This is a genomic window from Arthrobacter sp. 92, assembly GCF_050260325.1.
In the GTDB taxonomy this organism is placed as follows: domain Bacteria; phylum Actinomycetota; class Actinomycetes; order Actinomycetales; family Micrococcaceae; genus Arthrobacter.
Genome location: NZ_CP189863.1, coordinates 2,375,769 through 2,398,659, shown reverse-complemented (window position 1 = coordinate 2,398,659; position 22,891 = coordinate 2,375,769). Strand labels below are relative to the sequence as shown.

Annotated in this window: 20 protein-coding genes; 7 read left to right on the top strand and 13 right to left on the bottom strand. The window is 64.7% G+C overall.

Translation table 11 applies throughout. From position 1 onward, the window contains the following. Positions 1-97: 97 nt before the first annotated feature. Positions 98-1,099: an alpha/beta hydrolase gene (locus ACP4XC_RS11010; protein ID WP_427169478.1), complete on the top strand. Its 1,002-nt coding sequence runs from the start codon at positions 98-100 to the stop codon at positions 1,097-1,099. Here ACP4XC_RS11010 and ACP4XC_RS11005 read toward each other — a convergent pair. The 3 genes from ACP4XC_RS11005 to leuA form a co-directional block, all read right to left on the bottom strand. Further along, positions 1,069-1,923, bottom strand: a complete 855-nt coding sequence (locus ACP4XC_RS11005) for an isoprenyl transferase (RefSeq protein ID WP_427169476.1) — start codon at positions 1,921-1,923, stop codon at positions 1,069-1,071. The genes ACP4XC_RS11010 and ACP4XC_RS11005 overlap by 31 nt on opposite strands. 2 nt (positions 1,924-1,925) lie before the next feature. Continuing rightward, positions 1,926-2,681, bottom strand: a complete 756-nt coding sequence (recO, locus tag ACP4XC_RS11000; RefSeq protein WP_427169473.1) for a DNA repair protein RecO — start codon at positions 2,679-2,681, stop codon at positions 1,926-1,928. Between the two features lie 83 nt (positions 2,682-2,764). Then, positions 2,765-4,504, bottom strand: coding sequence for a 2-isopropylmalate synthase (leuA, locus tag ACP4XC_RS10995; protein WP_427169471.1), 1,740 nt, complete (start codon positions 4,502-4,504; stop codon positions 2,765-2,767). 253 nt (positions 4,505-4,757) lie between these two features. On the opposite strand from leuA, the gene ACP4XC_RS10990 reads away from it, so the two are divergent. Then, entirely contained in the window at positions 4,758-6,710 is a 1,953-nt protein-coding gene (locus ACP4XC_RS10990) for a M13 family metallopeptidase (RefSeq protein ID WP_427169469.1), read from the top strand. 128 nt (positions 6,711-6,838) lie between these two features. On the opposite strand, the gene ACP4XC_RS10985 is transcribed toward ACP4XC_RS10990, so the two are convergent. From ACP4XC_RS10985 to ACP4XC_RS10965, 5 genes are all read right to left on the bottom strand, one after another. Then, positions 6,839-8,410 (bottom strand): LCP family protein, encoded by a 1,572-nt coding sequence (locus ACP4XC_RS10985; RefSeq protein WP_427169467.1) that lies wholly within the window; start codon positions 8,408-8,410, stop codon positions 6,839-6,841. A gap of 107 nt (positions 8,411-8,517) precedes the next feature. Then, entirely contained in the window at positions 8,518-9,477 is a 960-nt protein-coding gene (gene era / locus ACP4XC_RS10980) for a GTPase Era (RefSeq protein WP_427169465.1), read from the bottom strand. Then, the gene (locus tag ACP4XC_RS10975; RefSeq protein WP_427169462.1) at positions 9,461-10,792 is read right to left on the bottom strand and encodes a hemolysin family protein; all 1,332 of its coding nucleotides are present in this window, start codon (positions 10,790-10,792) and stop codon (positions 9,461-9,463) included. Before ACP4XC_RS10975 ends, era begins: the two co-directional genes overlap by 17 nt. After that, positions 10,789-11,262, bottom strand: coding sequence for an rRNA maturation RNase YbeY (gene ybeY, locus ACP4XC_RS10970; RefSeq protein WP_427169460.1), 474 nt, complete (start codon positions 11,260-11,262; stop codon positions 10,789-10,791). Before ybeY ends, ACP4XC_RS10975 begins: the two co-directional genes overlap by 4 nt. Beyond that, a complete protein-coding gene (locus ACP4XC_RS10965) occupies positions 11,259-12,347 on the bottom strand; it encodes a PhoH family protein (RefSeq protein ID WP_427169457.1) in 1,089 nt (362 codons plus the stop codon). The genes ybeY and ACP4XC_RS10965 overlap by 4 nt, the downstream gene beginning before the upstream one ends. Before the next feature lie 452 nt (positions 12,348-12,799). Here ACP4XC_RS10965 and ACP4XC_RS10960 point away from each other — a divergent pair, with 452 nt between their 5' ends. After that, entirely contained in the window at positions 12,800-13,759 is a 960-nt protein-coding gene (locus ACP4XC_RS10960) for a GerMN domain-containing protein (protein ID WP_427169455.1), read from the top strand. A gap of 35 nt (positions 13,760-13,794) precedes the next feature. On the opposite strand, the gene ACP4XC_RS10955 is transcribed toward ACP4XC_RS10960, so the two are convergent. The 3 genes from ACP4XC_RS10955 to hrcA all read right to left on the bottom strand — a co-directional run bounded on the left by ACP4XC_RS10955 (position 13,795) and on the right by hrcA (position 16,805). Next, the gene (locus tag ACP4XC_RS10955; protein WP_427169453.1) at positions 13,795-14,565 is read right to left on the bottom strand and encodes a 16S rRNA (uracil(1498)-N(3))-methyltransferase; all 771 of its coding nucleotides are present in this window, start codon (positions 14,563-14,565) and stop codon (positions 13,795-13,797) included. Between the two features lie 2 nt (positions 14,566-14,567). Continuing rightward, positions 14,568-15,695: a molecular chaperone DnaJ gene (gene dnaJ, locus ACP4XC_RS10950; RefSeq protein WP_427169450.1), complete on the bottom strand. Its 1,128-nt coding sequence runs from the start codon at positions 15,693-15,695 to the stop codon at positions 14,568-14,570. A gap of 96 nt (positions 15,696-15,791) precedes the next feature. Next, positions 15,792-16,805 (bottom strand): heat-inducible transcriptional repressor HrcA, encoded by a 1,014-nt coding sequence (gene hrcA, locus ACP4XC_RS10945; protein ID WP_427169448.1) that lies wholly within the window; start codon positions 16,803-16,805, stop codon positions 15,792-15,794. Between the two features lie 223 nt (positions 16,806-17,028). Here hrcA and ACP4XC_RS10940 point away from each other — a divergent pair, with 223 nt between their 5' ends. Both ACP4XC_RS10940 and ACP4XC_RS10935 read left to right on the top strand, forming a co-directional pair. Beyond that, the gene (locus tag ACP4XC_RS10940) at positions 17,029-17,880 is read left to right on the top strand and encodes a DUF3097 domain-containing protein (RefSeq protein WP_427169446.1); all 852 of its coding nucleotides are present in this window, start codon (positions 17,029-17,031) and stop codon (positions 17,878-17,880) included. 173 nt (positions 17,881-18,053) lie between these two features. Beyond that, positions 18,054-18,473 carry a DUF4870 domain-containing protein gene (locus tag ACP4XC_RS10935; RefSeq protein WP_427169444.1) on the top strand — a complete coding sequence of 140 codons (420 nt, stop codon included), beginning with the start codon at positions 18,054-18,056 and terminating at the stop codon, positions 18,471-18,473. Between the two features lie 35 nt (positions 18,474-18,508). Here the strand turns inward: ACP4XC_RS10935 and hemW are convergent, their stop codons facing one another. Next, positions 18,509-19,738, bottom strand: coding sequence for a radical SAM family heme chaperone HemW (hemW, locus tag ACP4XC_RS10930; protein WP_427169442.1), 1,230 nt, complete (start codon positions 19,736-19,738; stop codon positions 18,509-18,511). Positions 19,739-19,798: 60 nt separating this feature from the next. Further along, positions 19,799-21,652: a translation elongation factor 4 gene (lepA, locus tag ACP4XC_RS10925; protein WP_427169440.1), complete on the bottom strand. Its 1,854-nt coding sequence runs from the start codon at positions 21,650-21,652 to the stop codon at positions 19,799-19,801. A 178-nt stretch (positions 21,653-21,830) separates the two neighbouring features. Between lepA and ACP4XC_RS10920 the strand changes: the two genes are divergently transcribed. Both ACP4XC_RS10920 and rpsT read left to right on the top strand, forming a co-directional pair. Beyond that, positions 21,831-22,358, top strand: a complete 528-nt coding sequence (locus ACP4XC_RS10920; RefSeq protein ID WP_427169438.1) for a type II toxin-antitoxin system PemK/MazF family toxin — start codon at positions 21,831-21,833, stop codon at positions 22,356-22,358. Between the two features lie 253 nt (positions 22,359-22,611). Further along, positions 22,612-22,872 (top strand): 30S ribosomal protein S20, encoded by a 261-nt coding sequence (rpsT, locus tag ACP4XC_RS10915; RefSeq protein ID WP_426995864.1) that lies wholly within the window; start codon positions 22,612-22,614, stop codon positions 22,870-22,872. Positions 22,873-22,891: the final 19 nt, after the last annotated feature.

Genomic DNA, 22,891 nt, shown 5'->3' with positions numbered 1-22,891 from the left:
GACAGGGCGGCGCCTCCGGAGCGGCTTCGCGGGCACGCTAGCATATTTCCATGATCAGTGGCGGCGCGGTTCAGCTTCGGGTTGCGGGGCTGCCCGGATGATGTGGCAGACCGACATTCTTGGGGCGGACTTCGAATCCTGCGCCTTCCAGGCCACAGGGGTGGACGGCGCGGAACGAACAGCCACGCTGGTGCGCCACGTGCCCAACGGCGGAGAAGGCGTCACAGCATCGAGGGAGCTGCCGCGCCGGGCAGTTCTGTTTCTGCACGGTTGGAGCGACTACTTCTTTAATGTGGAGCTTGCGCAGTTCTGGACCGGCAAGGGCTTCGAGTTCTTTGCCTTGGATATGCACAACCACGGCCGGAGCCTCCAAGCCCACACCCACGGCGGCTACGTGGCGGATCTGGATGATTACGACGCCGAGATCAGCAGGGCCATCGGCATCATCGAGGCGCTGTGGCCGGATCCGGGGCCCAAGCCCGCCCTGACCCTGATAGGCCATTCCACCGGCGGCCTGATTGCGGCTTTGTGGGTCAGCCGGCACCCGGACGTTGCCTCAAGCCTGGTGCTTAACAGCCCGTGGCTGGAAATGCATGGAAGCTCCCTGGTGAGGCGGGCGGCCCGCACCATGGTGGGACCGCTGGCCCGGTTGCGGCCCGAGACGGTGCTGCGCCTGCCCGAGCGCGGTTTCTACTGGCGCAGCATCAGCAGCGCCGCCGAGGGCGAATGGACCCTGGATGACAATTACCGGCCGCCCCTCGCCTTCCCTGTGCGGGCCGGGTGGCTCAGCGCGGTCCTTGCAGGGCACTCACGCGTGGCGCGCGGGCTGCGGATCGAGATCCCCATACTGGTGCTGCTCTCGGGAGCCAGCGAGAACGGAATGATCTGGACCGAGGCGATGCGCAGTACCGACGTGGTCCTCGACGTCAACATCATCGCCGTCCGTGCCATGGCGCTGGGCCGTTCAGTCACACTGGAACGGATCGACGGGGGTCTCCACGACGTCTTCCTCTCCCCGCCCCGGGTCCGGAACTACGCCTACGACCGCCTGTCGCGCTGGATCCGCGGCTATGTGCTGGAGGAAGGGGCCACCGACTGATCTTGCTGGGGCCGGGCCGCGTCTACGGCCCCGCCGTACCGTCGGTCGCGCCGGGCGTAGACTCCCACGGCGTCCCACAGGGTGCGGCGGTCAACGTCGGGCCACAGGGTGTCCATAAAAACAAACTCCGCGTAGGCGGACTGCCACAGCATGAAGTTGGACAGCCGTTGCTCCCCGGAGCTGCGCAGGAAGAGGTCAACGTCGGGAAGGTCGGGCTCGTCAAGGTACTTCTGGACTGTCCGCTCGGTGATGGCGCCCGGCTTGAGCCGACCGGCCGCCACCTCCTCGGCGATGGCCGCCACGGCGTCGGCGATTTCCGCCCGGCCGCCGTAATTAACACACATGGTCAACGTGCATGTGCTGTTCCCGCGCGTGAAGTCCTCGGCCTCTTCCAGCTCACGGATGACCGAACCCCAGAGCTTGGGCCGCCGGCCGGACCAGCGGATCCGGACGCCCCATTCATCCAGCTGGTTCCGTTGGCGGCGTAGCACGTCCTTGTTAAAACCCATCAGGAAGCGGACTTCCTCCGGCGAACGTCGCCAGTTCTCCGTGGAAAACGCATAGACAGTGATGTACTTGATGCCCATTTCTATGGCGCCGGCAACCACGTCCAGCAACGCCGGTTCGCCGGCCTTGTGGCCTTCGATCCGGGGCAGGCCGCGCTGGTTGGCCCAACGGCCGTTCCCGTCCATCACAATCGCCACGTGCTGCGGGACGAATTCCGAAGGGATGGATGGCGGCACCGCCCCCGAAGGATGCGGGTACGGTGCGATCACCGGGGATGTCCGCTGGCGGACGGGGCTTTTCTTCTTGCCTAAGGCCACGGTCAGGTACGCTCCACATGTTTAAGTGATTTCAAGACACGTTCAAGATGCCATTGCAGATAGCTGGCCACCAAACCGGCCGCCTCCCGGCGGTGCACCGCCAGGGAGGCGTCCGCCGTCGTCCAGTCCCCCGTGAGCAGCGCGCCCAGGAGGAACACCGTTTCCGCGGCGGGGGCAGGCGAGCCCGGAGGCCGGCAGTCCGCGCACACCATTCCGCCCAGCGGAGCGGAAAAGGCGTTGTGGGGTCCTGCGGCGCCGCACCGGGCGCAATTGGTGAAGCTCGGGGCCCACCCGCCGGTGGATAGCGCCCGCAGGAGGTACGAGTCCAGAATGAGTTCCGGGGTGTGGTCGCCACGGCTCAGGGACGCCAGGGCGCCAACGAGGAGGTTATATTGTGCCGTTCCGGACTCACCGTCCACGTCAGTGAGCTTTTCAGCCGTTTCCGTCATGACCGCGGCCACGGTGTAGCGGCCGTAGTCAGCAGCGATGTTTCCGCCATAAGCCCCTTTGGCCACCGCCTGCGTGACGATGTCCAGGGTCCGTCCCGAGATGAGTTGAAGATCCGCAACCATAAATGGTTCCAAACGTGCTCCGAAGCGGCTGCTGGTTCTGCGCACTCCCTTGGCCACCGCACGCACCTGGCCGTGGTGTTTGGTCAGCAGAGTGATGATGCGGTCCGCTTCGCCCAGTTTGTGGGTGCGGAGCACCACTGCGTCATCCCGATACGCGCGGGCAGAAAATGATGGTTGTTGGGCCACAGTTAATATTCGCACTGACTTCCGGTAAGTAGGGCTTTAAGCAGATGCGCCGCCGGTTTCCCGGCGGCGCACCATGAAGCGTCTCAGGCCTGTGCGTCCCTGATGGCGCGGTTCACAGCTGAAATGACAGCCTTCAGGGAGGACATGCTGGTGTTGGAGTCGATCCCGATTCCCCACAGGACCCGTTCCCCCACGGCGCATTCGACGTAGGCGGCTGCCCGGGCGTTTCCACCCTCCGACAGGGCGTGCTCGCTGTAGTCCAGCACGCGGACGTCCACTCCGTCCTGGCCGAGGATGTCCAGCAGTGCGGCGATGGGTCCGTTGCCGGTGCCCGTGCGGCGGACCTGTACACCGTCCACCTTCAACGTGGCGTGCAGGGTCATGGCGCCGTCCTCGTCGGTCTCGGTGCTCACCGTGCCAAGGGAGTAACGGCCCCATTGTCCATCTTCCCTGCCGGAGGGCAGGTACTCGTCCTGGAACAGCTGCCACAACTGCGCACCGCTGACCTCGCCGCCAACGGTGTCCGTGCGCCGCTGGATAACGCCGGAGAATTCAATCTGGGCCCGCCGCGGCAGGTCCAGGCTGTGCTCGTTCTTCAGCAGGTAGGCCACGCCGCCCTTGCCGGACTGGGAGTTAACCCGGATCACTGCCTCGTAGCTGCGGCCCAGGTCCTTTGGATCAACGGGGAGGTACGGGACCTGCCAGGTGACGTCACTGACGTCCTTGCCCGCAGCGGCAGCGTCCCTCTCCAGTGCCTCGAAGCCCTTCTTGATGGCGTCCTGGTGCGAACCCGAGAACGCCGTAAAGACCAGGTCACCGCCATACGGGGACCGTTCTGCCACCGGGAGCTGGTTGCAGTACTCCACCGTGCGACGGACCTCGTCGATGTCCGAGAAATCGATCATGGGGTCGATGCCCTGGACAAACATGTTCAGGCCCAGGGTGACCAGGTCAACGTTCCCGGTCCGTTCGCCGTTTCCGAACAGGCACCCCTCAATCCGGTCCGCGCCGGCCAGGTAACCCAGTTCGGCGGCGGCCACGCCCGTGCCGCGGTCGTTGTGCGGGTGCAGGGAGAGGATGATCCCCTCGCGGGGGTGCAGGTGGCGGCTCATCCACTCGATCGAATCCGCATAAACGTTGGGGGTGGCCATTTCGACAGTGGCCGGCAGGTTGATGATCACCTGGCTGTCGGCTGATGCCTCGAAGACGTCCGCGATCGCGTTACAGACCCGGACCGCGTATTCCAGCTCCGTGCCGGTGAAGGACTCGGGGGAATACTCATACGTGATGTGGGTGTCCGCCAGCGTCTCTTCGTACTTCTTGCACAGACGGGCGCCCTGTAGCGCGATGTCCAGGATGCCGTCTTCGTCCTGGTTGAAGACCACCCGGCGCTGGAGGATCGAGGTGGAATTGTAGAGGTGGACGATTGCCTGCTTGGCTCCCACCAGCGACTCGTACGTCCGCTCGATCAGGTGCTCGCGGGCCTGCGTCAGCACCTGGATGGTGACGTCGTCCGGAATGTGGTTTCCTTCGATCAGCTGCCGGACGAAGTCGAAGTCCGTCTGGGAGGCCGACGGGAACCCGACCTCGATCTCCTTGTAGCCCATGCGGACCAGCAGATCGAACATCTTCATTTTCCGGGCAGGGCTCATGGGGTCGATCAGCGCTTGGTTTCCGTCCCGGAGGTCCACAGCGCACCAGCGCGGGGCCTTCGTGATGACCTTGTCGGGCCAGGTGCGGTCAGGCAGCTCAACGTTGATCTGATCCTGGAACGGGATGTAGCGGTGGACCGGCATTCCCGAGGGCTTCTGTGCGTTTCGCATTAGTATCGTGGCCTTTTCTATGATTCTTGGTGAAAGGGTGGCCGGGCAACACAAACTCCGCAGCGAGGGTGGGCCTTGCGCTAGATAGCGTCTGAAGCCTCGCCGCGGCAGCTAAGAAGAAGCAGTTCTGCGCGCACCATTTCACAGTAACACGGGTGCGTAAGATGAAGGAGCAACACCTCCCGCCACGTCCACCATGCAGACGCCGCACCGGTGCCAGCACCGGCTGCAGCCCTCACACGAAGGAGCACCTGTGCCAAACTCGGGGATCGCCCTGTCCAACATCGACGCCAGCGTCAGGCCGCAGGACGACCTGTACCAGCATGTCAACGGCGCATGGCTCAAGAGCACCACCATCCGGGACGACCGCGCACTGGAGGGAACCTTCACTGCCTTGCGCGATGATTCGGAGCTCGCGGTCCGGGAGATTATCGAGGAGGCGGCCGGCCGCGGGGCCGACGCCAGCGGGATAGAGCGCAAGATCGGCGACCTGTACAACAGCTTCATGGACGAAGCCGCTGTCGAGGCCAAGGGCATGGACCCCATCCGCGACCGCCTCGCCGCGGTGTACGCCACCGGGTCCACCACCGACGTGATCGAGCTGGCCGGCCGCCTGTTCCGCTCGGATGTTTCGGGCCTTTTTTACATCTACCCGGCGCCGGACGCCGGCAATCCCGACCGGATCCTGTTGTACACCGGACAAGGTGGCCTGGGGCTGCCGGATGAGTCCTACTACCGCGAGGAAAAGTTCGCCCCGATGGTTGAGGCGTATCGCGATCATGTGGGTTCGATGCTTCGCCTGGCAGGCGTGGAGGATCCGCAGGAAGCCGCAGCCCGCGTGGTGGGCCTGGAAACGAAGCTCGCCTCCCACCACTGGGACAATGTGACCCTCCGCGATCCGCAAAAGACCTACAACCTGAAGTCCGCGTCCGAGGCGCATGAGCTATTCCCACTCATGGAAACCTGGTTCGACGCCGCGGGCATCGTCCCCGAAAAGCGTGAGGAACTGGTGGTGGCGACCCCGGACTTCTTTGCCGGGGCCGCTTCCCTGATCAACTCGGAATCCCTGGCTACCTGGCAGGACTGGCTCGCCATGCGGGTGGTCAGTTCCGCGGCGCCCTATCTTTCCGCTGAGTTCGTTGACGCCAACTTCGCCTTCTACGGCACCACCATCAGCGGAACACCCCGGAACAAGGACCGCTGGAAGCGCGGTGTGGCAGTGGTCGAAAATGCACTCGGCGAGGCCGTGGGCCAGATCTACGTGGCCAAGCACTTCCCCGAATCACATAAGGCCCGGATGCAGTCGCTCGTGGCTAACCTCATCGAAGCCTACCGGCAAAGCATTTCCGGCCTCGCCTGGATGGGTGAGGACACCAAGCACGAGGCGCTCAAGAAACTGGAAGCCTTCCGTTCAAAGATCGGATACCCCGATGAGTGGATCGACTACTCCGCGGTGGAGATCGAGCCCTCCGACCTTCTGGGCAACGTCGAAAGGGCGCACAGCGCCGACGTCGACCGTCACCTTGACGAGGTGGGCAAGCCGGTGGACCGGAACAAGTGGCTGATGACGCCGCAGACCGTCAACGCGTATTACCACCCTCTGCTGAATGAGATCGTCTTCCCTGCCGCGATCCTCCAGGCGCCCTTCTTCACGGCCGACGCCGACGACGCAGTCAACTATGGCGGGATCGGTGCCGTGATCGGACATGAGATCGGGCACGGCTTCGATGACCAGGGCTCGCAGTTCGACGGCAGCGGAGCGCTGCGCAACTGGTGGACGGAGGATGACCGCACGGCCTTCGAGGAATTGACCTCGAAGCTCGTGGCACAGTTCGACGCGCTGTCCCCCTATGCCGCGCCCGGCCATCGCGTGAACGGCAAGTTGACCCTCGGGGAAAACATCGGCGACCTTGGCGGCCTCACGATCGCCTACAAGGCCTACCTGATCAGCCTCGATGGCGCGGAGCCTGACGTCCTGGACGGTATGACCGGAGAGCAGCGCTTCTTCGCATCCTGGGCGGCCAGCTGGCGGCAGGTGATCCGGGCCGAGGAGGCGATCCGCCGCCTGGCCACCGACCCGCACTCCCCCAACGAATTCCGAGCCAACGCCATTGCGAAGAACCTCGACGCGTTCCATGACGCTTTTGGCGTGGCCGAGCAGGACGGCATGTGGATGCCCCCGGCGGAGCGCGTCAGCATCTGGTAGCGCGGTGCAGCGGCGCTGCACATGAGAAGGACCGGACCAGCGGTGCTGGTCCGGTCCTTTGTCCACGGCGCTGTGGCCACCGCGTCGCTCGTCGCTACCGGCGGGCGGTGTGGCAAACGCTGCGGCCCCTAGCGAACAATGAGCTCCGGGTTGGCCTGCTGGCACACGGTATCGCCCGCCGTTTGATTGACAATGTCCTTTGGAAGTGGCGCTGCCGGCAACGTCGTGCCGGTGGCGAAGTCGGACCCTGCATACACCTGCACCCCAACCACTCCCGTGGCCGGAAGGACCTGGCTGGCTGGAATATCCAGCAGGGCCGCCACATCGGCGGCCACATCGGCAAAGCCTGCACCGTAGTACACGGCGGTTTTGTCGACGGGCCGGGCTGCAAGCTGCCCCACCTTGGTGAAGCCGCCGGCCATGACGGCCTGGGCGATTTCCTGTGATCGGGCGGGAACGCCCGTGCCGTTGGCAATGGTGACCGGCTGCAGCGCCTTCTCGTAGGCGGAAGCGGAAGGTGAAGGCGTGGCTGACGGCGTGGGCGCCGCGCTGGAACTGTCCGACGGCGCCGGGGAGGCGCTCGGTGTCGCGGTGGGGTTTGTCAGGTCCACATTTTTCCGCATGGCTGCGAACAGCTGGGACGCGGCAGGTTCCGCCATCTGCAGGCGGTTCGGGTCGGACGCTGCGGGGACGGTGGGCACGGCCACGAAGGCCACCTTGCCGACGTCGATGTTCTTCAACCGGTTGGCCACGGTCAATAGGGTGGGGATCGATGCCAGCCCGTTGTCGATGGTCAGGTTCTTGGTGACGGCATCCGCGATGTCCAGCATTTTGGCTGGGTTCGAGAGCGTGCCCTCGGACTTCAGCTTGCGTGTCAGCGAGGACAGGAAGCCCTGCTGGGCTTTGATGCGGCCAAGGTCGCCGCCATCGCCGAAAGCGTGACGCGTGCGCACGAACGAGAGCGCCTGCTCCCCCTGCACCGTGGAGGTGCCCTTGGGGAGCCGCAGCTTGGAATCGGGGTCGTAGACCGCGTCGCTGACGCAGACCTCCACGCCGCCGACCGTGTTGGAAAGTTCCTTGACCGCGTTGAAGTCGGCCATCATAAAGTGGTCGATCTCCATGCCGGTGAGCTTGTTGACGGTGTCCACCGCGCAGCCAATGCCGGCCTCTGACATCGCCGAGTTGATCATCACGTTTTTTTGCGCCGGGTACTCGGTTCCGGTCTTCTCGTCCTTGCACTTCGGGACGTCCACCAGCAGATCACGGGGAAAGCTGATCACATTGACGTGGGAGTTATCCGCCGAGATGTCCAGGAGCATCATGACATCCGAGTGCCCGTAGCCGGCTGAATCGTCGGCACTGCCGTATTGCGAATTCTTTCCGTCACGGGTGTCCGAGCCCAGGATCAGGATCTGCATCCTGTCCGTCGAGTCATTCACGGACCCTTCGCTCTTGCTGCTGCCCGCGCCCAGAGATGAGGTTGTGAGGTTTCCCTGGAGCCGGATCACCCAGTAGGCGCCAAACGCCAGGACGCCCACCAATAGGATGGCAACAGCAGCGGTTATCACTTTGAGCCAGGCAGGCATCGACCGAAGGGGACCCAGATGCCGGGCAGCGCCGAGCGGCGTGTTGTCCGTGTGCCGGGCAGCGGAACCGGGCACGCCAGTTCCTGCCGCAGGGTCGTCGGGGCGTCTCACCACGTGGTGAACCTTCCTCTATAAAAACGGGATCGACCCATTTTACGGGCCTAATCTGGGAAAACGCCCGATGAGCCGTCAGCCACGCGCGTCCGGGAGCCCGGTGCGGCCTAAAATCCCAGCTTTACCAGCTGCTTGGGGTCCCGCTGCCAGTCCTTGGCAACCTTGACGTGCAGGTCGAGGTAAATGCGGGTGCCCAGGAGCGCTTCGATGCCTTTCCGGGCGTTGGTTCCCACCTCGCGCAACCGGGCACCTCCCTTGCCGATGATGATCGCCTTTTGCGACGGTCGCTCAACGTACAGGTTGACCCGGACGTCGAGGAACGGGCTGTCCTCCGGACGTCCCTCCCGGGGCACGATCTCGTCAACCACAACCGCCAGGGAATGCGGAAGTTCGTCGCGCACACCCTCGAGGGCGGCCTCGCGGATGAGTTCGGCCACCATAACGGCCTCGGGTTCGTCCGTCAGCTCTCCGTCCGGGTACAACGGAGGCGACGGCGGCATGTGACTGATCAGGACGTCGGCCACAGTCTCCACCTGGAAACCGTCAGTGGCCGAGACAGGAACGATGTCCTTCCAGCCCTCTTCGCCCATTACTTCGCGGCCCAGTTCCGCGACGGCGAGCAGCTGTTCAGTCAGCGCCTGGCGGTCCACGGTGTCGGACTTGGTCACGATGGCGATGATCGGCTTGTTTCCCACAGCGGCGAGCTGGGCGGCAATGAACCTGTCGCCCGGACCGATCTTCTCGTTGGCCGGAAGGCAGAATCCAATGGCATCAACCTCGGACAATGTGTCCGCCACCAGGTCGTTGAGGCGCTTCCCCAGAAGCGTTCGCGGGCGGTGCAGGCCGGGCGTGTCAACGAGGATCAGCTGTGCATTCTCACGGTGGACGATGCCGCGGATCGTGTGGCGGGTGGTCTGCGGCTTTGCCGAGGTGATGGCCACTTTCTTGCCCACCAAGGCATTTGTCAACGTGGACTTGCCCGCGTTGGGCCGGCCCACGAGAATGGAAAATCCTGCGTGGAAGCCGCCGAAGGCCTCCCCGTCGTCCGCTTTATTCTGCTTGCTCACGTGGAACTCCCTGTTGCGTTGTTTTGGCCTCGTCGAGAAGCTCTTCAAGGTCAGTGTCTTCCTTTGGCGCAAGCGCCGCAATGATGTGGCTGACGCGGTTGCGCCGGCCCTCGAGCCGGTCGGCCCGCAGTGAGACGCCGTGGACTTCCACGGAGCTGCCCACGATCGGAACCCGGCCGAGTGCCTTGGCCAGCAGGCCGCCGACGGTGTCCACCTCGTCGTCGTCGAGTTCGACGTCGAACAACTCGCCGAGGTCATCGATGCTCATGCGGGCACTCACCCGGTAGCTGCCGTCCCCGAGTGCCACCGCTTCGGCGCTTTCAGTGTCGTACTCGTCCACGATCTCCCCGACGATCTCCTCGATGAGGTCCTCGAGCGTCACCAGGCCTGCCGTTCCGCCGTATTCGTCGATCACGATGGCCACGTGCGTGGACTCTTTCTGCAACTCGCGCAACAGGTCGCTGACCGGTTTGGAATCCGGAACGTACCGGACATCCCGGGCCAGTTCATCGACCGTGGGCGGTACCTCGCCCGGTCCCAGGCTGTGCAGCACCGCCGCCACATCCTTGAGGTAGACGATCCCCACGATCTGGTCCGCGTTGTCGCGGATCACCGGAATGCGCGAATAGCCCGAACGGAGGAACAACGACATTGCGCGGTGAAGGCTGGAACCGGAATCAATGGTCAAAACGTCGGTCCGCGGCACCATCACCGCACGGACCAGCGTGTCGCCAAAGTCAAACACCGACTGGATCAGTTCGGCCTCGTTGTCCTCGATCATGTCCGACTCGGTGGCACGGTCAACGAGTTCGCGGAACTCTTCTTCGCTGAAGAAGCCTTCGTCGCCGCCGGGGCCGCCAGGAGCTACAGCACTGCCAACACTCACGAGCCAGCCGGGGATGGGGCCCAGCACCCAGCACAGGAACCGGATGACCGGAGCGGTGAACCGGACCACGGCCGCCGAGTGGACCCGGCCGAGCTGGCGCGGCGAGACGCCCACGATGACAAAACCAACCAGCGCCATGATCCCGGTGGCGGCCAGGCCGGCGAGCCACACATTCCCCAGGACGCTGTGGAGGAGGACAGCGACAGCCACGGCCGACGCCATTTCGAACCAGATCCGCCAGAACCGCAGGGACCGCATGTGGGAAACCGGTTGGTCCATAATCCGCTTCAGCGCACCGCCGCGGCTTTTGAGTATGGCGTCTTCGGCATCGTGCCGGGGAAGGAAGCTGAACGCGGATTCCGCCGCGGTCAGCAGGGCTGCAAAGCTCAGGAATACCAGCGCCATGCAGACCAGGATCAGTGGGGTCACTGAATCGTCTCTGACGGGGCGTCCTTGCCCGTGAAGTCAGCCAGCAGTTCGCGCTGCAAGCCGAACATCTCCGCCTTCTCCTCGGGGTCCGCGTGGTCGTAACCGAGCAAATGCAGGATTCCGTGCGTGGTGAGCAGCAACATTTCGTCCTGCGTGGAGTGGCCCGCGTTCCGTGCCTGGGCTTCCGCCACCTGCGGGCAAATGGCGATGTCGCCGAGCATCCCCTGGGGGGTTGGCTTGTCCGGCGTCCCCGGGGTGAGCTCGTCCATGGGAACGGACAGGACGTCCGTGGAGCCGGGCTCGTCCATCAGTTCAATGTGCAGCTTTTCCATGGCAGGCTCGTCCACCAGAAGGATGGACAACTCGGCCTGCGGGTGGATGTAGAGCCGCTCGAAGATAAACCGGGACAGGGCCACGAGCTCCGCTTCGTCCACCAGGACACCGGATTCGTTGTTCACTTCGATGCTCATGCGTGTTCTCCCCGCTTGTCCCGGGGCACGGAATGCTTCACCCGGTTCCGCTGTATCTCGTCCCAGACCCCGTAGGCATGGACGATGTCGCCCACCAGCCGATGGCGGACAACGTCCGAAGCATCAAGCACCGTGAAATTGACATCTTCAATTCCCTGCAGGATTTCCTCGACGATCCGCAGCCCGGACCGGGTGCCGAACGGCAGGTCCACCTGTGTCACGTCGCCGGTGACCACCATCTTGGAGCCGAAACCCAAACGGGTCAGGAACATCTTCATCTGCTCGGGGGTGGTGTTCTGGGCCTCATCCAGAATGATGAAGGCGTCGTTGAGGGTGCGGCCGCGCATGTAGGCCAGGGGCGCCACCTCGATAGTGCCGGCCGCCATCAGCCGTGGAATCGACTCCGGATCCATCATGTCGTGAAGCGCGTCGTACAGCGGCCGCAGGTAGGGGTCGATCTTGTCGCTGAGGGTTCCGGGCAGGAAACCGAGCCGCTCTCCCGCTTCGACGGCGGGCCTGGTCAGGATGATGCGGCTGACCTCCTTCTGCTGAAGGGCCTGGACGGCCTTGGCCATGGCCAGGAACGTCTTTCCCGTGCCGGCGGGCCCAATGCCGAAAATCACCGTGTTCGCATCGATGGCGTCCACGTAGTTCTTCTGGTTCAGTGTCTTGGGCCGAATGGTCTTGCCGCGGCTGGAGAGGATGTTGTGCGTCAGCACCTCGACAGGATTCTGCAGGGACTGGCTGCGCAGGAGGGCGGCGAGCTGCTGCAGCACTGCCGGTGTGATGACTGTGCCGCGTTCGACCAGGCCGCGCACCTCGTGGATGAGCCGCATGATCCGCGGAACGTCCGCGGCGGGGCCGCTGATGGCCAGTTCGTTGCCACGGACATGGAAATCCACAGCGGGGAACTGCTCTTCGATAAAGCGCAGTGCTTCGTCATGGCTGCCCAGGGACTGCACCATCTGCTCGGAGTTGTCGAATATGACCACCTCCGTCCGGACACCGGGAAGACTATGGGGAAATTCACCTGTGGTGCGCTCTCCGGCGCTGAACCGGGGCTTTCCGTTTGTTGCTTCAGTCATGGTGCCGGCCTGCTGGCCTCTGGTCCCCTCCAGTTAGGAAATAGTTGCTCCGAATGATCCATTGACCCGCCGGCCTACCGGGCAGGTTCCGTGTTAAGCGGAGTCCTTCCATCTTACGCCAGCGACCCGACCGGCGGCCCCGGCCCGGCCACGCGATGCCCGTCCTGGAACGATTCCGTTGCGCGTTTCCGTCATTAGGTATCAACTTTGTATCGGCCTCATATCGTTCCTGTTGCAGTTCGGTTCACCGTGCCCAAAGGCCGCGGGCGGCCGGGGACCGTGTGTAATGCTGGGATTCAGCGGCCTTGCGCCGGCAGTCGAGGGTGCCAACGGGCCCTTCCCGGCGGTTTCTGCCGGACCTGCCACGCGCTCGTAAAGCAAGAGTCACACAGCGGGCCCCGCCGGGGCGCGCATCCGAAGGAACACACGAGGGCGGGGGAACACCGGAGCCGATGGGATTTAGCGGGATGGGGCACAGAAGGAGACCAGCGGGACAGCGTGTGCGTTCCGCCGTTCTGCTCTGGGTGCTGCCTGCCGCGATCCTGCTCTCCGGCTGCGTCGCCACTCCCCAGCCCCCGGAGGACTCGGCAGGCACACCGCAGATGCTGTCCGGTTCCGCCACTGCGGGGGTTCCCAGCACCAGCGCGCCGTTGGAAACCACCCAGGCCTCCAACAAAGCGCCGGTGTACTGGATTGGCCGCAGCAACGACAATGTGTTCCTGTACCGCGAGTTCCGCGACGTGCCTGAGCAGGATAATCCGGTGACGCGCGCACTGCGCGCCATGATGTCCCAGAAGCCCCTCGATCCTGACTTCTTCACCCCATGGCAGAACCCGAAGAAGCTGGCCACGTCCATCTCCGGCAAGAATGTCATCACGGTGGATGTCTCCGCCGACGCTTTCAACAGCAACGTTGACACTTCCATGGCCGAGCGCGCCATCCAGCAGTTGGTCTATACCGCGACCGCGGCGGGAGCCAGCTCCGGGCTGGTGGATGCCGGCCAACAGATCCAGGTGGTGATTCTCGTGGACGGGCATACAGACTATCTCGCCTTCAACCGCGTCCGGCTGGGGACACCGATGTCACGAAGCGCGGGCATGGTTGCCCCCGTGTGGATCATTGACCCGCAGGAGGGGACCCAGGTCGCCGATGGCAGCGTCAAAGTCAGCGGCCGGAGCATCGTCCCCGGCGGCAAGCTCCGCTGGAAGATCCTCCGGGTAGACGGCAGCGCGGACAAGTCACCGTACCTGAGCGGGGACATGACAGCCTCCTCCGATGCCTCACAGTCCGGACTGTTCTCGCTGACGGTGAACCTGGGCCCGGGAAACTACGAAGTCAGGGTATGGCAGATTGACCCCAGCCGAAATGACACGGAGCTGAACGTCGACAGCCGCGGCTTCTCGGTGAAGTAACAGATTCCCGAAGGAGTAGCAGGCGGGCTGCGCCGCTACCATCGGCCAAGCACGTCGCTGGCCAGGACCGTTGCCGCCGGGCCGGCCGTGGATGATCGAAGGACATGGTGGCCAAGCAGCGCGGTGACCGCCCCCGCGCCGCAGAGCCGGGTGACTTCCCTCGGACTGATCCCGCCCTCAGGCCCCACGATAAGCAGGATCTCCCGGGGCCCGGTTCCCGACGGCATCGAGTCCCGCCATGACTCCAGCACGCCGCGCAGCGGCCGCACGGCATCCTCGTGAAGAATGACCGCCAAGTCGGCGGCAGCCACCGCCGCCTGCAGCCCGGGGCCGTCGACGGCGGCACGGACCTCGGGAATCCACGCCCGGCGGGCCTGCTTTGCGGCCGCAGTCACCACGGACTGCCATTTTGCGTGCGCTTTGGCCGCGCGTTCGCCTTTCCACCGCACGATGGCACGTTCGGACTGCCAGGGGATGATGGCGTCGATGCCCAGTTCGGTGGCTGTCTCGGCCGCCAGCTCGTCCCGGTCGCCTTTGGCAAGCGCCTGGACCAGGACCAGGCGGACGTCCGGGCGGCTTTCGATTTCCAGCGCCGAACACTGCACCGTGAGCTGGCCAGGGCCAACGGCGGCCACCGTTCCGGTAAGGCGTTTTCCTGCTCCGTCGGCTATGTCCACAGACTCCCCCACGGCGAGCCGTTTCACCGTCACGGCATGCCGCGCCTCGGCGCCGTCGAGAACGAATTGCGAACCGGGGACCTGGTCATCCAAGGTTCCGGCGGCGGTGAAAAAGACCGGGTTGCTCACTGCTACAGGTTACCGAGCCGGTCCCGCAGCTTGGCGAAGACCCCGCCGCTGGCGGCAAGTTTCCCTTCGGTGTATTGCTCCCCGCGCAGCTTGGCGAGCTGCCGGAGCAGGTCCTCCTGGGCAGGGTCGAGCTTGCTGGGGGTCTCCACCTGCAGGTGGACCTTCAGGTCGCCACGGCCGTAACCGCGCAGGTGGGTGACGCCGAGGCCACGCAGGGTGATGATCTCGCCGGACTGGGTTCCCGCCTTGACGTCGATTTCCTGCGTGCCGTCGAAGGTCTCCAAGGTGACCTCAGTGCCGAGCGCCGCCGCGGTCATGGGAATGTTGAGCGTGGCGTGCAGGTCGTCGCCGTCGCGCAGGTAGGTGGGATCGTTGTTGACCCGGATCTCCACATAGAGGTCTCCGGAGGGTCCGCCGGCAGGTCCGGCTTCGCCCTGGCCGCCGAGCTGGATCCGGGTTCCGGTCGCCACACCGGCGGGAACCTTGACGGTCAGTGTTCGCCGGCTGCGGATGCGTCCCTGCCCGTTGCACTCGTTGCACGGGTCCTTGATGACGGTTCCGAAGCCTTCGCAGGAGCCGCACGGAGCGGCCGTCATAACCTGGCCCAGGATGGAGCGGACGGCCCGCTGGACCTGACCGCTGCCGCCGCAAATGTCGCAGCGCTCGGGGTGGGTCCCCGGCCTGCAGCAGGAGCCGTCACAGGTGGGGCACGTCACGGCCGTGTCCACTTCGAGCTTCTTATTGACGCCGAAGACAGCGTCCCGAAGGTCGATGCGGACGCTGATGAGGGCGTCCTGCCCGCGGCGGACGCGGGAAGCCGGACCGGAGGAGCCGCCGGCGCCGAAGAAGGTGTCGAAGATGTCCTGGAAGGCGAAGCCCTGGCCCGAGTAGCCGGCACCGCCGAAGCCATTGTCCGTGCCGTTCTCGTTGCCGGTTGCGTCGTAAATGCGGCGCTTCTGCGGGTCGGAGAGCACTTCATAGGCGTGCGTGACCGCCTTGAAGCGGTCCGAGGCGTCCTCACCGGGGTTAACGTCCGGGTGGAGGGTGCGCGCAAGCTTTCGGTAGGCCTTCTTGATCTCTTCGCCCGTCGCTTCGGGTGAGACTCCAAGAACGTCGTAGTGGCTGCTCAAAGTTCGTATCTCTTCCTGGTTGTACTGCCTGTGATGCTGCTGCCGTGTCCGGGAAACCGGGACACGGGAAGGCCTGGTTGGCTGGTGCCGGACCCGTCAGGGCCCGAGGATCCTGGAAAGGTAGCGTGCCACGGCCCGGACCGCGGCCATAGTGGTGGGATAGTCCATCCGGGTGGGGCCGAGCACCCCCACCTTGGCAGTGGAACCGGGACCGTATCCCGTGGCCACCACCGAGGCTTCCGCAAGACCGTCATAAGGGTTCTCGCGGCCAATGCTGACGGTCACGCCCCGGGGATCCTGAGCCATTTCGCTCAGCAGCCGGAGCATCACCACCTGCTCCTCGAGCGCTTCAAGGACCGGACCGATGCTCAGCGGAAAGTCAACATTGGACCGTGCCAGGTTGGCGGTCCCTGCCATCACCATCCGCTCCTCGCGGGTGCTGCTCGCCAGCGCGTCCAGTCCCCGTGCCAGAGCCTGCGCGGCATGGCGGCGTGAGGGTTCGCAGCCGGCGACGACGGCGGGCAGCGCCTGCGGGAGGAGGCTCAGCGGCGTGCCGGCCAGGCTCTTGAGGAAGCGCGTGCGAAGTGCCGCGACCGCATCGTCACTGAGTTCCTGGCCGGTGTCGATGACCCGCTGATCAACTTTTCCGGTATCGGCAATCAGCACCACAAGGACCTTGCGCGGCGCAAGCAGCACAAATTCGATGTGCCGCACCATGGCGCGGCTAAGGTGCGGGTACTGCACCACGGCCACCTGGTTGGTCAGCTGGGACAGCAGCCGCACCGTGCGCTCCAGGACATCGTCCAGGTCCTCTGAGCCTTCCAGCAACGTCTGGATGGCGCGCCGCTCGGCCTGCGAGAGTGGCTTGACGGCGGAAATCTGGTCGACGAACAGGCGGTAGCCCTTGTCCGTGGGAATGCGGCCGGCACTTGTGTGCGGCGCGGTGATGAGTCCCTCATCTTCCAGCGCCGCCATGTCGTTACGGATAGTGGCACTGGAAACACCCAGATGGTGCCGTTCCACCAGCGCCTTGGAGCCCACGGGTTCGCGGGAATGCACGTAGTCCTCCACGATGGCGCGCAATACTTCAAGCTTGCGTGGCTCGCTCATTCTCCACCTCCGATCGGCTTTTCCCGGGCGACGGGCTGGGACTGCACCCAGGCAACCGTTAGCACTCGTCATGTCTAAGTGCTAACCAGTCTAATATGAGTCGCCGCGTTGTTAGCATTGGTACCGCTCCGGGCGAAACTCCGGGCTGGGAATGGACGTGCACATTCGCGAAGCCACTGCCTCCCAATATTCAAACCTCCTAGAGCAAGGCAGTGTGTAACGGATGTCGTACCAGAACTGGGGCCCGCAGGACATCTCGGCTCCCCGGAAGTCCGAGCTTCCCGAAGTGCCGGTTGAACGCGGCATGGTGCTGGAAGAGGTGCAGTCCGGCTGGGTTGGCGCTGTGACAAGAGTGGAGAAATCCGGCGGCATGCATGTGGTGGCTCTCGAGGACCGGCGGGGCAAATCACGCAGTTTCCGCCTTGGCCATGGTTTCCTGCTGGAGGGACTGCCCATCCGGCTGATGCCTCCCGCACCCCGGGCGCAGGCAAGCGCGGCCGCCCCGGCCAGGACGGCGTCAGGATCCGTCCGGGTGGACGGGCAACGCGCCCAGGTGGCGAAAGCCAGCCGGATCTGGGTGGAAGGAAAGCACGACGCCGAACTGGTGGAAAAGGTCTGGGGCGACGACCTGCGGGCGGAGGGCATCGTCGTCGAGCCCCTGCACGGAATCGATGACCTTGCAGGTGCCGTAGCGGACTTTGGTCCCGGACCGGGGCGCCGGCTGGGAGTGCTGGTGGACCATTTGGTGCCCGATTCCAAGGAATCGAGGATCGCCGAAGGGGTCATGCGATCCTCCGGGGCGGCCGGAAACGTGCTGATTGTGGGCCATCCCTATGTGGACGTCTGGCAGGCGATCAGGCCAGCAGTCCTTGGCATCGAGCAGTGGCCGGTGATCCCACGCGGCGTTGACTGGAAAACCGGGATCCTGACGGCGTTCGGCTGGCCCCACTCCACGAAGGAGGATATCGGGCTCGGATGGCAGAAGCTCCTCGGTGCAGTCCGGAGCTACGCGGACCTGGAGCCCTCGCTGCTGGGCCGGGTGGAAGAGGTCATCGACTTCCTCACCGCGCCATAGCCAGCCCCTGTGCTGTAACCCGGCGCTGACCTGTGTGTTTCCCGCGCGGCAGGGTGCCGCACTCTTCGAATGCGGGTCCCACCCAGTATTCTTGATACGGCGGTTGCTGCTCCTAGCTCAGCCCCCGCCTTTTCCGGGAACCAACGCACCACTGCAATCCGAAGGACGAAACCGTGGCAGAAGACGCACGTGAACACAGGGACAACCAGGCCGGGCATGGCCAGCCCCAGTATCATGGTGTGCCGGCAAACGCGCTGCCGCTGACAGCCAGCGAAGACCGGCAGTGGGCCACCCTGGCGCACTTCGGCGGCATCCTCGGGTGTGTGCCCTCATTGCTTATCTACCTGATTTTCAAGGACCGGGGACCGTTCACGGCCCAGGAGTCCAAGGAAGCATTGAACTTCACGCTACCGCCCACCATCGCGGCGGTTCTCTGCAATCTCCTGGTGATGCTGCCGGTGGTGGGGAACATCTTTGCCGTGCTGGCCACGCTGATCTGGATCGCGGTTACCTGCTTCTCGGTAGCCGCCGGGATCCACGTAAACCGCGGCCAGCCGCACCGCTACGAGTACAACCTGCGCTGGATCAAGTAGGGCGGATCACGTAGAGACCTGGTCAAGTAGCCCTGTCAGTCCGGCAGAATCCTGCGGACCACTGCGTCCGCGAGGAGCCGGCCCTTAAGGGTGAGGACGAGGTTGCCCTTGAAGGCCGCGGCGGGGTCCACCAGGCCGTCCGCTATCAGTCCCGCGACGGCATGCCTCCCGGATGTCCCCAGCGATTCGACAGCCAGGCCGGAGCTGAGCCTGGCCTCAAGCATGACCCGTTCAACATTGCGGGTCTCGGCGTCCAGGGTCTCCCTGCCCGCGGCCGGCGAGGCGCCTGACGCCAGCCGCCCGGCGTAAGCGGTGGGGTGCTTGACGTTCCACCAGCGCACCCCGCCCACGTGGGAATGCGCGCCGGGGCCAACGCCCCACCAGTCGTCCCCCCGCCAGTAGGCAAGGTTGTGACGGCAGGCCTGGCCCGGGGTGCGGGACCAGTTGCTGACCTCGTACCAGGCGAGGCCTGACGCGGTGATGAGCTCATCGGCGAGTTCGTATTTGGCCGCGTGGTCATCGTCGTCGATCCCGGGGACTTCTCCCCGCCGGATCTGAGCCGCCAGTTTGGTGCCCGCCTCCACGATCAGGGCGTACGCGCTGATGTGGTCGGGCTGGTAGGACAAGGCGGTTTCGAGCGAATAGCGCCAGTCCTCGAGCGACTCCCCCGGCGTCCCGTAAATGAGGTCCAGGCTCACCGACAGGCCAGCGGCCCTGGCCCACTCAACAACTTGCGGCACCCGGCTGGGCGTGTGGGTGCGGTCCAGGACTTTCAGCACATGCGGTACCGCCGACTGCATGCCGAAGGAGACCCGGGTGAACCCGGCGTCGGCCAGCAGTTGGAGGGACTGGGGCGTGACTGAGTCCGGGTTGGCTTCGGTGGTCACCTCCGCCCCGGGGGCAAGGCCCCATTCCTCGACGGCCGCCGCGAGGATGCGCGCCAGGTCAGCCGCCGGAAGCAGGGTGGGTGTGCCCCCGCCAAAAAAGACGGTCTGCAGCCGACGTTCCGGCAGGCCCGACGCCGTCAGGGCGGCGCCGGCAAACTCCACCTCGGCGATGGCCGTGGACGCGTACGCGTCCTGGGACGCCCCGCCGCCCAACTCGGTGGCCGTGTAAGTGTTGAAATCGCAGTATCCGCAGCGCACTGCACAGAACGGGATGTGCACGTACAGTCCAAATCCGCGGTCCGCCGCGCCGTCGGCGGCCTGCGCAGGCAAGTGCCCGTCCGACGGCGCGGGGTCGCCCAAGGGAAGAACGCTAGGCACTGGTGCGGCCTCCTCCAGGGATTTCCGCCACAGTCGTTGCCGCGGTTGTTACTTTCACTGCTACTTCTTGGCCTTGTCCTTGGATTCGTCCGTGGTGAGCGCTGCGATGAACGCTTCCTGCGGGACCTCCACGCGGCCCACCATCTTCATGCGCTTCTTGCCTTCCTTCTGCTTTTCCAGCAGCTTGCGCTTTCGGGTGATGTCACCGCCGTAGCATTTGGCCAGGACGTCCTTGCGGATGGCCCGGATGCTTTCACGGGCTATGATCCGGGATCCGATCGCGGCCTGGATGGGCACCTCGAACTGCTGGCGGGGTATGAGCTCGCGCAGCTTGCCCGTCATCATCACGCCGTAGGCGTACGCCTTGTCCCGGTGGGTGATGGCGCTGAAGGCGTCCACCTGTTCGCCCTGGAGCATGATGTCAACCTTGACCAGGTCGGCAACCTGGTCGCCGTCGGCCTTCCAGTCCAGCGAGCCGTAGCCGCGGGTCTTGGACTTGAGGATGTCGAAGAAATCGAAGACGATTTCGGCCAGCGGCAGCCGGTACCGGATTTCGACGCGGTCCTCGGAGAGGTAGTCCATGCCGCCCATCACGCCGCGGCGGCTCTGGCACAGTTCCATGATGGCCCCGACAAACTCGTTCGGCGCCAGGATGGTGGCGGAAACCATCGGCTCCCGGACCTCGGCGATCTTCCCGGTGGGGTATTCACTGGGGTTGGTCACATGGACAACCCTCTTGTCCTCGAGGGTGACCTCGTATTCCACGTTGGGTGCGGTGGAGATCAGGTCCAGCTTGTACTCGCGTTCAAGGCGTTCACGGGTAATTTCCAGGTGCAGCAGCCCCAGGAAGCCCACGCGGAAGCCGAAGCCAAGCGCGGCCGAGGTTTCCGGCTGGTACACGAGCGCGGCATCGTTGAGCATGAGCTTCTCCAGCGCATCACGAAGGACCGGGTAGTCCGTGCCGTCCAGCGGGTACAGCCCGGAGAAGACCATGGGTTTGGCATCCGCATAGCCCGGGAGGGATTCGGAGGCAGGCTTGGCCAGGTTGGTGACGGTATCTCCCACCTTGGACAAGCGAACGTCCTTCACGCCGGTGATGAGGTAGCCCACTTCGCCGACGCCGAGGCCCTTGGAGGGGGTCGGTTCCGGGGAGCTGACACCGATTTCAAGGAGTTCGTGGGTGGCGCGGGTGGACATCATCTGGATGCGTTCGCGGGGGTGCAGCATGCCGTCGACCACGCGCACGTAGGTGACCACGCCGCGGTAGGTGTCATAGACGGAGTCGAAAATCATGGCGCGGGCAGGCGCGTCCGGGTCGCCGACGGGCGCGGGGAGATCACGGACGATCTTGTCGAGCAAGAGCTCCACGCCGGCGCCGGTCTTGCCGGAGACCCTCAGCACGTCCTCCGGCTCGCCGCCGATCAGGCTCGCCAGCTCGGCGGCATACTTCTCCGGCTGGGCCGCCGGGAGGTCGATCTTGTTTAGGACCGGGATGATGGTGAGGTTGTTCTCCATCGCCAGGTAGAGGTTGGCCAGGGTCTGCGCCTCGATGCCCTGGGCCGCGTCTACCAGAAGGACCGCGCCTTCGCAGGCTGCCAGCGAGCGGGAGACCTCATACGTGAAGTCGACGTGGCCAGGCGTGTCGATCATATTCAGCGCGTAGCTGACACCATCGAGCTCCCAGGGCATACGGACTGCCTGCGACTTGATGGTGATTCCGCGCTCACGTTCGATATCCATACGGTCCAGATACTGGGCCTTCATGTCGCGGGATTGAACGACGCCGGTGAACTGCAGCATGCGGTCGGCCAGTGTTGATTTGCCGTGGTCAATATGCGCAATGATGCAGAAGTTCCGGATGATGGCCGGATCTGTTGCGGCGGGCACCGGGGCGGTGCGGGCCATGGGAGACACGCAGGGTCCTTACTGTTGGCATTTCCGCGGCGGTGTTCGGGATGGCCGGGGCCGTCGCGGAACACACCGCATGTGAGCTTCTAGTGTCCCACGTCCGGCCCCCGGCCGGTGCATTCTCAGCCAAGCTCCAGCTCCGGGAGGTCCTGCCCGGTCGTTACAGGGGCAGTATCGTTGCCTCATGACCCTGAACCTCCGCTCCCTTGGCAATGCCGTCCGCGCCACATGGCGCTACCTTGAAGGACTCCGGTCACCGGGGCGGCCAGTCCGCCCCGCTCCCGGGCGCCGGGTCGCGGCCGGACTCTCGGGCAAGTATCCCGGCGACTTCCAAGGCGCTGTGAAGGTTCGGTACGCCCCGTCTCCCAACGGCAAGCCCGAGCCCGGCGAGGTGGTCTGGACGTGGGTGCCCTACGAGGAGGACTACTCCCTGGGCAAGGACAGGCCAGTGCTCCTGATCGGCAACCGCGGCACACACCTGCTGGGCCTCATGCTCACCAGCAAGGACCACGATCAGGACCGGAGGGATGGGGATTACGTGGACCTCGGCCAAGGTAGCTGGGACCGCCAGCGCCGCCCCAGCGAGGCGAAGCTGGACCGGGTGCTGCAGATCAGCCCTGCGGACATCCGCAGGGAAGGCTCAGTCCTTGACCGCAAGCGCTTTGATCTTGTGGCCGCGGCACTTCGGGCGCGGCAAGGCCAAACCGCCTGACCCCACGTCGGGTACTTCACACGCCGTGGCAAGGCGTGCCACGCCCTGCCAATGGGCAGGATTGGTCCTCAGCCGCGCCGGATTGCCGTCAACGCACAGCTTTGCACCACGTCTGCTATTATTGACAGCTGTGTGTCCGTGCAGGTCGACGGCCACTGATGGTTGGCCGCCATAGGTATCCCCACGCCGCTCAGTCAATGGCCAATCTGAAAGCCCTCTAGACCATCTTCCGCATTAAAAAGAGAGTTCACACGTGGCTAATATCAAGTCCCAGAAGAAGCGCATCCTGACCAACGAGAAGGCCCGCCTGCGTAACAACGCAGTCAAGTCTGAGTTGAAGACGGCCATCCGCGCCGTCAACACCGCCGTTGAGTCCACCGACAAGGAAGCCGCTGCTGCTGCGCTGGTTGCTGCAGGCCGAAAGCTGGATAAGGCTGTCAGCAAGGGCGTTCTTCACAAGAACAACGCTGCAAACCGCAAGTCGGCGATCTCCAAGAAGGTCAACGCACTCTAAGGTTTTCCAGTTCAACTGA